The sequence below is a fragment of the Exiguobacterium sp. s75 genome (genome assembly GCF_018617145.1).
Lineage (GTDB): Bacteria > Bacillota > Bacilli > Exiguobacteriales > Exiguobacteriaceae > Exiguobacterium > Exiguobacterium profundum.
Genome location: NZ_JACSJQ010000001.1, coordinates 1235327 through 1247164 on the forward strand (window position 1 = coordinate 1235327; position 11838 = coordinate 1247164).

Annotated in this window: 12 protein-coding genes; 4 read left to right on the forward strand and 8 right to left on the reverse strand. The window is 47.5% G+C overall.

Annotation, left to right across the window (positions count from 1 at the left end):
- Nucleotides 1-24: 24 nt before the first annotated feature.
- Complete coding sequence (gene acsA / locus KNO68_RS06380; protein ID WP_074036486.1) at nucleotides 25-1731, reverse strand: acetate--CoA ligase; 1707 nt, start codon at nucleotides 1729-1731, stop codon at nucleotides 25-27.
- A gap of 155 nt (nucleotides 1732-1886) precedes the next feature.
- Between acsA and KNO68_RS06385 the strand changes: the two genes are divergently transcribed.
- Genes KNO68_RS06385 through KNO68_RS06395 form a run of 3 tightly spaced genes read left to right on the forward strand, consistent with a single transcriptional unit; the run spans nucleotide 1887 to nucleotide 4326 of the window.
- Entirely contained in the window at nucleotides 1887-2516 is a 630-nt protein-coding gene (locus tag KNO68_RS06385; RefSeq protein WP_215112229.1) for a GNAT family N-acetyltransferase, read from the forward strand.
- A gap of 11 nt (nucleotides 2517-2527) precedes the next feature.
- Nucleotides 2528-3160 carry an acetoin utilization AcuB family protein gene (locus tag KNO68_RS06390; RefSeq protein ID WP_012726747.1) on the forward strand — a complete coding sequence of 211 codons (633 nt, stop codon included), beginning with the start codon at nucleotides 2528-2530 and terminating at the stop codon, nucleotides 3158-3160.
- Complete coding sequence (locus KNO68_RS06395) at nucleotides 3157-4326, forward strand: acetoin utilization protein AcuC (protein ID WP_214683955.1); 1170 nt, start codon at nucleotides 3157-3159, stop codon at nucleotides 4324-4326. Before KNO68_RS06390 ends, KNO68_RS06395 begins: the two co-directional genes overlap by 4 nt.
- 53 nt (nucleotides 4327-4379) lie before the next feature.
- On the opposite strand, the gene ccpA is transcribed toward KNO68_RS06395, so the two are convergent.
- The 4 genes from ccpA to KNO68_RS06415 form a co-directional block, all read right to left on the reverse strand.
- A complete protein-coding gene (gene ccpA / locus KNO68_RS06400; RefSeq protein WP_074033452.1) occupies nucleotides 4380-5393 on the reverse strand; it encodes a catabolite control protein A in 1014 nt (337 codons plus the stop codon).
- 127 nt (nucleotides 5394-5520) lie between these two features.
- Entirely contained in the window at nucleotides 5521-6612 is a 1092-nt protein-coding gene (locus KNO68_RS06405; RefSeq protein ID WP_078147206.1) for a bifunctional 3-deoxy-7-phosphoheptulonate synthase/chorismate mutase, read from the reverse strand.
- A 132-nt stretch (nucleotides 6613-6744) separates the two neighbouring features.
- Nucleotides 6745-7296, reverse strand: a complete 552-nt coding sequence (locus KNO68_RS06410) for a YtxH domain-containing protein (RefSeq protein ID WP_214683954.1) — start codon at nucleotides 7294-7296, stop codon at nucleotides 6745-6747.
- Nucleotides 7297-7321: 25 nt separating this feature from the next.
- The gene (locus KNO68_RS06415; protein ID WP_012726752.1) at nucleotides 7322-7834 is read right to left on the reverse strand and encodes a DUF948 domain-containing protein; all 513 of its coding nucleotides are present in this window, start codon (nucleotides 7832-7834) and stop codon (nucleotides 7322-7324) included.
- Nucleotides 7835-8003: 169 nt separating this feature from the next.
- Between KNO68_RS06415 and KNO68_RS06420 the strand changes: the two genes are divergently transcribed.
- On the forward strand, nucleotides 8004-9116 hold the full coding sequence (locus KNO68_RS06420) for an aminopeptidase (protein WP_012726753.1): 1113 nt from the start codon (nucleotides 8004-8006) through the stop codon (nucleotides 9114-9116).
- Nucleotides 9117-9158: 42 nt separating this feature from the next.
- Here the strand turns inward: KNO68_RS06420 and KNO68_RS06425 are convergent, their stop codons facing one another.
- The 3 genes from KNO68_RS06425 to KNO68_RS06435 all read right to left on the reverse strand — a co-directional run bounded on the left by KNO68_RS06425 (nucleotide 9159) and on the right by KNO68_RS06435 (nucleotide 11808).
- Entirely contained in the window at nucleotides 9159-9611 is a 453-nt protein-coding gene (locus tag KNO68_RS06425; RefSeq protein ID WP_012726754.1) for a Dps family protein, read from the reverse strand.
- Nucleotides 9612-9707: 96 nt separating this feature from the next.
- Nucleotides 9708-11015 (reverse strand): UDP-N-acetylmuramate--L-alanine ligase, encoded by a 1308-nt coding sequence (gene murC, locus KNO68_RS06430; protein WP_012726755.1) that lies wholly within the window; start codon nucleotides 11013-11015, stop codon nucleotides 9708-9710.
- A gap of 85 nt (nucleotides 11016-11100) precedes the next feature.
- The gene (locus tag KNO68_RS06435; RefSeq protein ID WP_214683952.1) at nucleotides 11101-11808 is read right to left on the reverse strand and encodes a hypothetical protein; all 708 of its coding nucleotides are present in this window, start codon (nucleotides 11806-11808) and stop codon (nucleotides 11101-11103) included.
- Between the last annotated feature and the right edge of the window lie 30 nt (nucleotides 11809-11838).

The following is an 11838-nucleotide window of genomic DNA, read 5'->3' on the forward strand; positions in this document are numbered from 1 at the left end:
CGATGTGTCGACCCTTTGTTTATCTTAATCTTCCATCGTCGAGAGGTCACCTGTTTCAAGATTCAATTCCCAAGCCTTCAAGACACGACGCATGATCTTCCCGCTTCGTGTTTTCGGCAACTTGTCCTTGAATTCGATCTCACGTGGTGCTGCATGCGCAGCCAATCCTTCTTTGACGAATTGCTGGATTTCTTGTTTTAACTCATCAGACGGTTCATAACCTTTACGTAGCGCAATGAACGCTTTGATGATTTCACCTCGGACCGGGTCCGGTTTTCCGATGACACCCGCTTCAGCCACAGCCGGATGTTCCACGAGTCGACTTTCCACTTCAAACGGTCCGACCCGTTCTCCTGCTGTCATGATGACGTCGTCGACCCGACCTTGGAACCAGAAATAGCCGTCTTCGTCCATATAAGCAGAATCACCTGACACATACCAATCTCCCCAGAAGTAACTCTCATACTTCGCATCGTTCTTCCAAATCTTCCGCATCATCGACGGCCAAGGCGTCTTGAGTGCCAAGTTCCCCATTCGGTGTGGTGGAAGTGGTTGACCCCGGTCATCCAAAATAGCCGCTTCGCAACCTGGGATCGGTTTCCCCATTGAGCCCGGTTTGATGTCCATCGTCGGATAGTTACAAATCATCATCGCACCGGTCTCTGTCATCCACCACGTATCATGGATTCGAAGATCAAATGCTTCGTGTCCCCAACGAATGACTTCTGGATTTAGCGGCTCACCGACGGATAAAATATGACGAAGTGAAGACAAATCATACTTCTCAAACGCTTCGTCGCCAGCGCCCATGAGCATGCGGAACGCCGTCGGGGCACTATACCAAACTGTCACGCCAAACCGTTCAATGACCGAATACCAAAATTCAGGATTGAAGCGTCCACCAACGATGACGTTTGTCGCACCATTTAAGAAAGGCGCAAAAATACCGTAGCTCGTCCCCGTCACCCATCCCGGGTCAGCCGTGCACCAGTAAATATCATCCGGTTGAAGATCGAGTACCCATTTGCCGGTCATCATATGTTGAATCATCGCATTATGGACGTGGAGAACCCCTTTTGGTTTTCCTGTTGAGCCCGATGTATAGTGTAAAATCAGACCGTCTTCACGGTCGACCCACGTCAATTCGAGATCTGTCGTCGCATCGTTCGCCAGTTTACGATAATCGAGCACCTTTTCCGACTCTTCGACATCGTCCCCAACGAGTAGAATGGTCTCTAAATGAGGCAACTGATCGACCGGAATGCGCGGCAACAGTTCTTTCGTCGTCACAATCACTTTCGCTTCCGAGTCGAGCAAACGGTCGTGAACCGCCTGTTCCATGAACGCCTCAAAGAGAGGACCGACGATGGCCCCTCGTTTGATTGCACCGAGCAAAATAAAATAAAGTTCTGGCTGACGTGGCATAAAGATAAAGACGCGGTCGCCTTTCTCCACACCAATCGACTTCAGAACATTACCAGAACGATTACTTTCTTTCTTCATATCCGCATACGTGTACCGCTCTTCTCGATCCCCATCGAAATAAAGCAGTGCCACTTTTGTCGCCAATTCACTTTCCGCATGACGGTCGATGGCTTCATATGCCAAATTGACTTTCCCCGTCAAATTCCAAGAAAACAATGCTTCTGCTTGTGTCCACTCAAACGACTGACAAGCCTCTTCATACGACGCTAATTGATGCTCCCCTGTTAACGCTTTCAATTTTTCCATCGTCAAAGATTCGCCTCCCCTGTAAAGATTGGTATAACCACTTTCAGTATAGTGTTAAAATTATGACAAATCAATGAATTTCCAATTTCATCAAAAGCGGATGATTCCTCCACAATGAAAGCGCTATAATAAGAGATGGAAAAGGTGGTGACCCTATGGAAAAACAATATCATTCAAAAATGTGGCAGACCTCACAGGGGGAAGTCACGATTGATGGGCCGGTGGCACCTGACGTGTTACGGACGTATCGTCTGGATGAAGGATTGACGGCATTTCGTGAACCAGAAGATCAGCACGAAGCACTCGTCGATATTGCTGGGTTGAAAGAAGGAAGAATCATCGTCGCCAGGCAAGACGACCTCGTGATTGGATACGTGACTTTCCTCTATCCTGACCCGTATGAGCGTTGGAGTGAAGGGAATGACCCATACATCCTTGAACTCGGGGCAATCGAGGTGAGTCCTCGCTTCCGTGGTCAACGAATCGGGAAACAATTACTCGAAGTATCGATGATGGACCCACATATGGATGACTTTTTGATTTTGACGACCGAATATTATTGGCACTGGGATTTGAAAGGTAGTGGACTCTCGATTTGGGATTATCGAAAAGTCATGGAAAAGATGATGAATCACGGTGGACTTGTTTTCTTCCCGACAGACGATCCTGAGATTGCCTCCCATCCTGCCAACTGTTTGATGGCTCGTATCGGAAAACATGTACGCCAAGAGACGATTGATCATTTTGACTCGCTTCGGCTTCGCCGACGATTCATGTACGACTAAGGAGGGATTTCATGTTAATCGAACAGATGATGAATCGACATGTGGTGACGATTCAACCGACCAATACGATTGCTCATGCCGCTAAACTGATGCGCGAGCATCGTGTCCGACATTTGATTGTGACGAATCCTGCCCGACAAGTCGTTGGGATTGTCGGACAATTCGAGATGAGTGGGGCGACGAGCGTCTTTCATCCCGAAAGTGAAAACGCAGACTTTCAGAACCCTGTATCGAGTATCATGCGATCCGAGGTACCGACAGCGCATCCTTTCGACTTCTTTGAAGATGCCGCTGCCTTGTTTTACGAAAACCGGCTAACTTGTCTCCCGATCGTCGAACAAGGGAAACTCGTCGGTGTATTGACAGAGACAGATTTATTACGTTACTTCGTCCAATTGACCGGCGCCCTCGAACCGAGTTCGCAAATCGAGATCCTCGTCGAAAATACGACCGGTACACTCGAAAAAGTGACCCGCCTCCTCGCCAAAACAAACGTCAATATCATCAACGTCTTCGTTCATCCGACGAGCGATCCGTATAAACGTATCATCTCTTTCCGCGTCCAGACGATGAACCCGCTCCGAATCATCGAACGGTTGAAACGTGAAGGCTATGATGTCCTCGGTCCGGAGATGTCGCGATGAGACCGATTTACATATTTGGCGAAGACGAGACGTCTTATCGCTTTCATGAGGATCACCCGTTCAATCCGTTACGACTGGAATTAACGACATCGCTATTGATTGCAGCCGGAAAACTGTCCAAATCGGAATGTGTATCTCCGCCACTCGCTTCGGTTGAAGCGTTAGCGCTCGTTCATGACTTTGACTACATCGAAGCCGTACAAGCTGCGGGGGCAGGAGAACTTTCCACGCTGAAAGCGAATAAGTTTGGTCTCGGTACGGAAGACACTCCCATCTTTCCGACGATACACGAGGGAGCCGCACGGCTTGTCGGAGGGACGATTCATGCGCTCGATCTAGTTGCGAGCGGCAAAGCAGAGCGCGCCTTCCATGTTGGGGGCGGTCTACATCATGGAATGCGGCGCAAAGCATCAGGATTTTGCGTCTATAACGATGCGGCCGTCGCCATCGCACATGTGAGAAAACAATACGGGTCGCGCGTTCTCTATGTAGATACGGATGCGCATCATGGGGACGGGGTCCAATGGCTCTTCTATGACGATGATGATGTGATGACTTTATCCATACACGAGACAGGTCGCTATCTCTTCCCGGGTACCGGAATGGTGACAGAACGAGGTAATGGGAAAGGATACGGCTACAGTTGGAACGTACCGGTCGATGCGTTCACCCAAGATGACTCATTTTTGACTTGCTATGAGACCGTTTTACGTGAAGCGTGCGAATGGTTCAAACCTGATATCATCCTGACTCAGAACGGTGCGGATGCCCATGTCTTTGATCCACTCACCCATCTGGCATCAACGATACGGACGTTCGAACAAATCCCGCAGATTGCCTCACGCCTGGCCGATGAATATACAGACGGCCGTCTCGTCGCCCTTGGTGGCGGCGGGTATGACTGGTATCGTGCCGTGCCACGCGCATGGGCTCAAGTGTGGGCTGGATTGACGAGAGAAGCACCCTATTCTGGAGATATTCCGCGCGAGTGGATTGAGCAATGGTCTGGTGTCGCTGGTCAACCGTTACCCACTCGCTGGGACGACTCGCTTTATGCGTTTGATCATATCCCGCGCCGTCAACAAATCGAAGAAAAGAATTGGGAAGTCACAAAACGAGCCTTTTGGCCGTTCATATCAAATGACCGAAAGTCAATTTACCTATAAAAATAAGCCTCCCCTTTCCCTCACATGATGTGACGGATGGGGAGGCCTTTTGATTAATCTTGGCGAAGCGAGTCACGGCGTTCGATTCGGTGAGGAAGCACGACGTTTTTCTCTTCGATTTCTTCCGCGTTCAAAATCTTAGTCAAGAGACGCATCGCGACGGCTCCGATATCGTACATCGGTTGAACGACCGTCGTCAACTTCGGACGAATCATCGTCGCGAGACGCGTGTTATCGTGACCGACGACTTCAAAGTCGTTTGGAACCGAGTAACCTGCATCTTGGATCGCGTGGATGACACCGAGTGCCATCTCATCCGTCCCCGCAAAGATGGCTTTCGGGCAATCATCTCGCTGCAACATTTTTTGCATCGCCTCGAGACCAGACGCATACGTATAATTTCCAAGAATCATATCGTTATCATGGAATGGAAGACCTGCATCTTCAAGCGCGCGACGGTATCCAGCGAATTTCTTCTCGCCATTGATTTGTTGTTCGAGCGGTCCAGTGATAAATCCAACACGATCATGTCCGTGGTTGATCAACATCTGAGTCGCGTCATATGCGGCTTGTTCATAATCGATGTTGACGGCAGGGAGATCATATCCTTGGTTCAACGTCGCTGCGAGAACGATTGGAACCGGTGATTTTTTGAACTCTTCGACGAGGTCTTCATGCAAACGTCCACCCATGAAGATGATGCCGTCCACTTGCTTCCCTAACAACGTATTGAGTAAATGCACTTCCTTGTCACGACTCGAATCCGAGTTACCAAGGATGATGTTGTATTTGTACATCGTCGCCACGTCTTCAATGCCTCGTGCCAAATCAGCAAAGAAGATGTTCGAGATATCCGGTACGATGACACCGACCGTTGTCGTTTTTTTACTCGCAAGTCCACGCGCGACGGCGTTCGGACGATAACCAAGACGGTCAATCGCATCCTGTACTTTCTTGCGTGTTGTCGGTTTGACGTTCGGGTTTCCGTTGACGACACGAGAAACGGTTGCCATTGACACCCCGGCTTCTCGTGCGACATCGTAAATCGTTACGTTGTTACTATTCATAAACTACTCCTCCTACAAGTCCTGATTTTCAAAAAGTTTTCATAAAACATCTTAAAAAAGGAAGACAGGTATCTGTCATCCATTTACCCTGTCTTCATGCGATATAAAACGTTTCCATTTGGAAAGCTTACTTTTTCACCAAATCAAGTCGGGGAAACTGGACGGTGAGTCCTTCCACAAATTGATCGAATTGATCGAAGTCCAATTGTTGTTGCGCATCCGATAATGCAATGGCAGGATTCGGGTGCACTTCTACCATCACACCGTCAGCTCCGATGGCAAGGGCCGCTTTTGCAGCCGGTAACAACAAGTCACGACGACCCGTCGAATGCGTGACGTCTACCATGACAGGTAGATGCGTCTCTTGCTTCAAAATCGGCACAGCCGTGATGTCCAACGTATTACGTGTTGCTCGTTCATACGTTCGAATTCCCCGCTCGCATAAGATGACTTGGCTGTTCCCGCTCGCCATAATGTACTCTGCCGCATAAATGAACTCTTCGATTGTAGCGGATAATCCGCGCTTCAACAAGACCGGTTTGTCTGTCTTCCCGACTTCTTTTAACAAATCGAAGTTCTGCATGTTGCGAGCCCCGACCTGAATGATATCGACATATGGTAACGCCGATTCCACTGCGCCGGGAGTCATGATTTCCGTGATGACTCGTAGGTCGTGTCGGTCAGCTGCTGTCTTCAACAGCTTCAATCCTTCAAAGCCTAAGCCTTGGAAATCGTAAGGAGACGTACGCGGTTTATAAGCACCACCTCGCATCACTTTAACTCCCGATAATGCAAGTTTTTCTGCGACCGCATTCACTTGTTCAAACGATTCAACGGCACACGGTCCCGCAATCAATTGTGGACGCCCGTTTCCGATCGTCACGTCCTTCACGTGGACCAACGTGTCTTCCGGTTGACGCTTCCGCGAAACGAGAAGCGTTTTATCACGGTCTTCCCCTTGTAATTCAGCAGACGCTTTAAAGACTTCTTTAAAGATATGTTGAAGACGTGACGTTTCAAACGGTCCTTGATTTGAAGCGGCGATAAAATCGAGCATCTCGCGCTCGCGGACGGGATCATAACGTTCGACGCCTTGAAGACGTTTGATTTTTCCAATTTCGACGGCAAGTGTACCACGCCGACTTAGCAAGTCGAGCATTTCATGGTTCAATTCATCCATTTCTCGACGTAATCGATTCAATTGATCTTGTGGACTCATAGTTTCCCTCACATTCTTAAGCCGTTCTTTCCAGATTCCTAATTATATCGAACTTTGTGCGCTTTGTCATAAGGAAACCTTCTACGTCACAAAATCACCAAAAAAGGACCGAATGCATTCGGCCCTTACATGTCATTCATTTTTTTTAAGGTCTTTCTTCAAATCATTGAGTTCTTCTTTCGATTCCTCATCAAGCAACTCATTGACAGGTGCTTCGAGCGAATCGTTTGATTCAGAATCCGATGCGTTCGATGGATTTGCCTCTTCTTCAGCCGCACGGTCCATCTGTTCTTTCACTTCCGATTCCGCTTCCGCGACGAGCTGATCCGCTTTCTCCATCGCCTCTTCAATCGAGAGTTCGTCCTCATCGATCTGTTGCTTTAATTCTGCTGCCTCACGCGCCTTATCTTTTACGATATTGAGGACAGGTGCCGCCTTATCGCTCGCCACTTTAATCCATTCCCCAACGACCGGTTCTGCTTTCTCACGCATTTCTTTCGATTTGACAGTCAGACGTTCTCGCGATGTTGACGTCTTCTCGTCAAGGTACGTTCGAACTTCACGTCCGTTTTTCGGTGATGTTAAGAGGGCAACCGCTGCTCCGACAATCCCTCCGAGGATGACACCCGTCAAAAATCCGCTACTTGATTGATTCTGTTCTGTTGATTGCTTTTGGTCTGTCATGTGTGAGTTCCTCCCCGAAATTTAGTTATTTGATTGTATCGTCCGTTTGAATCAAATCAGGTGATACAGGTGTTTCTGCTTTCTTTTCACGTCGTGTACGGCGACGTGGACGTTCTTTTGAAGCAGATGCTTCCGGCTTGTTCTTCTTGAACAATTCGACCGCAACCGATCCCCATCGGACGGCTTGCGCAATCTGTTCTTTGTTTTCGTCTGCTGCCGAGTGGACAGATGTCGAGACGGTACGAACAGACTCGGTCACCTCGTTCAATGATGTCCCTAACTCATCAAGCGCATGAGCGACGGGTGCGAGCAATTCTGTTTTTTCTTCGACGTTGTCCACGAGACGGTTCGTCTTATGTAAGAGCGCCGTCACTTCCATTGTGATTCCATCGAGCTGGCGTTCTAAATTTTCGGTCGTGTTGGCGACGCTTCCGAGTGTACGGTTTACATTCGACAATACACGCGCCAAGAAGATGACGAGTACGACAAACGCGAGCGCCGCAATCAGGCCAGCGATGCCTCCTAATGTGATCTCCATTCAATCCATTCCTCCTATTCAATCGTTTCTTGTTTCATTATAGCACCATTATGACTGAAAAGATTTGCTACAACCGTTTTCGCCATTGGGTCTGATTATTCCTTTACCCGTTTTTATGTTTTCGATTACACTAAAATAGAAATTCATAAAAATAATTAGGGGTGATCGTGTGAGAGATCCAAGAATTACACAGTTAGCAGACGGTTTAATCAATTATTCCGTCAAGCTACAACCGGGGGAAAAGGTACTGATTGAGAACTTTGGCGTCGAGGAGTCGCTCGTTGAGGCACTCGTCGAAAAAGCATATGAGGCAGGCGGACACCCATTCGTCTTGTTGAAAGAGAGCCGTATCTTACGTAAGTTATATACGGGCGCAAGCCGAGAGCAACTCGAACTCATGGCCGACATCGAGCGTAAACAGATGCAGGCAATGGATGCCTATATCGGCTTACGTGCTGGTGATAACATCAACGAACTCTCTGACGTGCCGAGTGAGCAACAAAAACTCGTCGGTGCCACTCTTGGGAAAATGCATACCGAAGACCGGGTCAAAGGAACTAAATGGGTCGTCCTTCGTTATCCATCTCCATCGATGGCGCAACTTGCTGGAAAATCGACAGAAGCGTTCGAAGACTTCTACTTCAATGTATGTACGCTCGATTACGGAAAGATGGACCGCGCAATGGACGGATTGGTCGAATTGATGAACAAGACGGACCGTGTCACGTTGAAAGGACCAGGAACGGACCTCTCGTTCTCCATAAAAGATATTCCGGCAATCAAGTGCTCGGGTCAAATGAACATTCCAGATGGTGAAGTGTTCACAGCACCGGTAAAAGACTCGGTCAATGGCGTGATCACGTACAATACGCCATCTCCATACCAAGGATTCACATTCGAGAATGTGAAGTTGACGTTCAAAGACGGGAAGATTGTAGATGCGACGGCTAATGATACAGAACGAATCAATGAAGTGTTCAACACAGATGAAGGAGCCCGTTACGTCGGTGAGTTCGCAATCGGTGTGAACCCATACATTCAACATCCGATGAAAGATATCCTCTTCGATGAGAAAATTGACGGCAGCTTCCACTTCACGCCAGGTCAAGCGTATGATGAAGCCTATAACGGCAACAACTCATCTGTCCATTGGGATCTTGTCAACATCCAGCGCCCGGATTACGGTGGCGGCGAAATTTGGTTCGACGATGTACTCATCCGAAAAGACGGACGTTTCGTCATCGATGCCTTGCTTCCGCTTAATCCAGAAAACTTGAAATAACATAAAAATGGTGCGCCTGACAAAGGCGCACCATTTTTATGTTTATAATTTTGTTTTCTTCCCGAGGGCTGCAGACATCATCCAAATTTCTTTTTCGAGTCGTTCGATATGAGAGACGAATGTATCTTCAATCGCCTCATCGCCATCCTCAAATTTCTCCATCGCATCTTGCATCTCTTGACGGATTTGTTTGAAGTCACTGATGATGTCTTTAATCATCTGATCTGTCTCGGCATGACGATCGCCTTCTTTTAACGTCGAATGTTCAAGATACTCTTTCATCGTCGCAAACGGTTCGCCGTCATTCATTAGTAGGCGTTCTGCCACGTCATCATAAAGTTCTGCCACTAGATTATAGAGCTCTTCTAGTTTTTCATGGTACGTGAAGAAGTGCGGTCCACTGATATACCAGTGATAATTATGAAGTTTCACAAACAGTAATCCATAGTTCGCTACTTCTTTGTTCAATGTGTTGAGCGCAACTTGACTAGCCATTCCTAACATCTCCTTTGTCATATTCATCGATACTACTATTACCGAGATTTTGGATGGCTAAACATTAAAAAGAGAGACTTTCGTCTCCCTTCACACTTATGCTTCAAGTTTTACAACTTCTTCATATTCGCGCTGATACGTTTGAATATCACCGGCACCCATGAATAAGAGCACGGCATCGGCATGGTTGCGTAACACGCCTGTACCACCACGTTTTAAAATATGCGCGCCTTCGATTCGTGATTGGAGGTCTTCGATCGTGACCGTTCCTTCCTGCTCACGTGCTGAACCGAAAATATCACATAAATAGACAGTGTCTGCTTCGGCCAATGCCGTCGCAAAATCATCCATGAATGATTTCAAGCGTGTATACGTGTGTGGTTGGAAAATCGCAACGACTTCTCGATTGCCATACTTTTTCCGAGCCGCTTCGACCGTTGCACTGATTTCCCGCGGATGATGCGCGTAGTCATCGACAAGCACTTGGTCGTTTAACGTCGATTCACTGAATCGGCGTTTTACACCATTGAACGTCTCAAGACGTTCTTTCACCAATTCTTTCGGCAAGTTCTCGTAGTCGCATGTCGCAATGACAGCGAGCGCGTTCAACACGCTGTGGTCTCCATATCCAGGAATTCGGAACGTTCCGTAGAAGTCATCACGCAAAAAGACATCAAATGTCGTTCCATTTTCTGTCGATGTGACCTGTTCAGCACGGAAATCATTGTGCGCCCCGAAACCATAATAGACGAGCGGCACGTTGGCTTGAATCTGTTGAAGATTTTCGTCATCGCCACAAGCAATGATTCCTTTCTTCACTTGTTTCGCCATTTCTTGGAAAGCGTCAATGACGTCATCAAGTCCAGAGAAATAGTCCGAATGGTCAAAGTCGATATTCGTCATAATCGCGTAGTCTGGACGGTAGTATAAGAAATGACGCTTGTACTCACAAGCTTCGAAGACGAAGTTTTTCGAATCCGCCACTCCTTCTCCCGTGCCATCGCCGATTAAGAACGATGTCGGTTCGATTCCACGCATGACGTGTGCAAGCAATCCCGTCGTTGACGTCTTCCCGTGTGACCCAGTGATGGCGACACTCGTGTAATGGTTCGCGAGTTCACCTAAAAACTCGTAATACTTATAAATCGTCAATCCGAGTTCACGTGCACGCACGATTTCTGGATGATCATCACTGAACGCGTTTCCTTGCACAACGATTTGGTCTTCCGAAATATTTTCAGGATCGAATGGCAAAATTTCAATCCCTTTACGGTTCAATGCTTCTTCTGTAAAAAATGCTTTTTCAACGTCCGATCCACGGACCTCATTGTTCATATCAAATAAAATTTGAGCTAAAGGACTCATGCCCGTTCCTTTAATTCCGACGAAGTGATAACGGTTCATCTGTAAATAGCCCCCCTAATTCATTGCGGCTCGTCAAAATGCGACAAACCTTTGTCATTATAGCAAAACTCACAGAGTCGTGCTATTACAGATTATTGTTTTTTTGCGCAAGTCGTCGGCTGCGGTACATCGCCATGCGATCTTTTGGCGTCATCATCACATTTACAGGCGGTTGATCCGCTTTAAATGAGACTTGAACCGCTGATGTCAAATCTGTGGCAGATGGCACTTCTTGCTGTTCAGATGGTGTTTGTAATCTTTCTGCAATCTGCTCAAGCGACGAACCGATTTGTTCCGCCGATTCGTCAATATCTAGGTCAGTATGAGGAGTGGCATCTTGATGAGCCTCTACGACCGTCTCCTTTTTTGAACGGGATAAATCCGTTGATTGCATAAAAACAGATGAAAAGCCATTATCTAGAATCGAAACTTCACCAAGAATCGGTTTTTCTTCCATTTCCATTTCCTCGGAAATCAGCTCGTTGGACTCTTTGCTCCATTCAGGTTCAGAGACGGGTTCAGTAGATGACTCTTGGATTGGCTCTTCCGTCGTAGAATGAGTAGATGCCATCGTTGAATCATACGCATCTCTCGTTTCAGGAGAGTGTTCGACCGGAAGGACAATCTTTGGTTTCGGACGAGCATATCCATAAATCGGTGACGGGACGTCTGACGGAATAAATTCCTCGGTTACCTCTACCTTTGGCGGAGGGGAACCTTTTTGTCCTTCTTTCGACAGTTCTCGTTTGATTCGCTCTGCTTGTTGCTTCAGTGAACGTTCATATGCATCCATACTTGATTCCTCGCTTTTTTACTCAATCCA

What these genes read in the sequence shown, in the direction of transcription:
- KNO68_RS06425 (WP_012726754.1), bottom strand. Translation starts at nt 9,611, where the DNA reads ATGGCTAGTCAAGTTGCGCTCAACACATTGAACAAAGAAGTAGCGAAC.
- KNO68_RS06390 (WP_012726747.1), top strand. Translation starts at nt 2,528, where the DNA reads ATGTTAATCGAACAGATGATGAATCGACATGTGGTGACGATTCAACCG.
- KNO68_RS06435 (WP_214683952.1), bottom strand. Translation starts at nt 11,808, where the DNA reads ATGGATGCATATGAACGTTCACTGAAGCAACAAGCAGAGCGAATCAAA.
- KNO68_RS06395 (WP_214683955.1), top strand. Translation starts at nt 3,157, where the DNA reads ATGAGACCGATTTACATATTTGGCGAAGACGAGACGTCTTATCGCTTT.
- murC (WP_012726755.1), bottom strand. Translation starts at nt 11,015, where the DNA reads ATGAACCGTTATCACTTCGTCGGAATTAAAGGAACGGGCATGAGTCCT.
- KNO68_RS06405 (WP_078147206.1), bottom strand. Translation starts at nt 6,612, where the DNA reads ATGAGTCCACAAGATCAATTGAATCGATTACGTCGAGAAATGGATGAA.
- KNO68_RS06415 (WP_012726752.1), bottom strand. Translation starts at nt 7,834, where the DNA reads ATGGAGATCACATTAGGAGGCATCGCTGGCCTGATTGCGGCGCTCGCG.
- KNO68_RS06410 (WP_214683954.1), bottom strand. Translation starts at nt 7,296, where the DNA reads ATGACAGACCAAAAGCAATCAACAGAACAGAATCAATCAAGTAGCGGA.
- acsA (WP_074036486.1), bottom strand. Translation starts at nt 1,731, where the DNA reads ATGGAAAAATTGAAAGCGTTAACAGGGGAGCATCAATTAGCGTCGTAT.
- KNO68_RS06385 (WP_215112229.1), top strand. Translation starts at nt 1,887, where the DNA reads ATGGAAAAACAATATCATTCAAAAATGTGGCAGACCTCACAGGGGGAA.
- ccpA (WP_074033452.1), bottom strand. Translation starts at nt 5,393, where the DNA reads ATGAATAGTAACAACGTAACGATTTACGATGTCGCACGAGAAGCCGGG.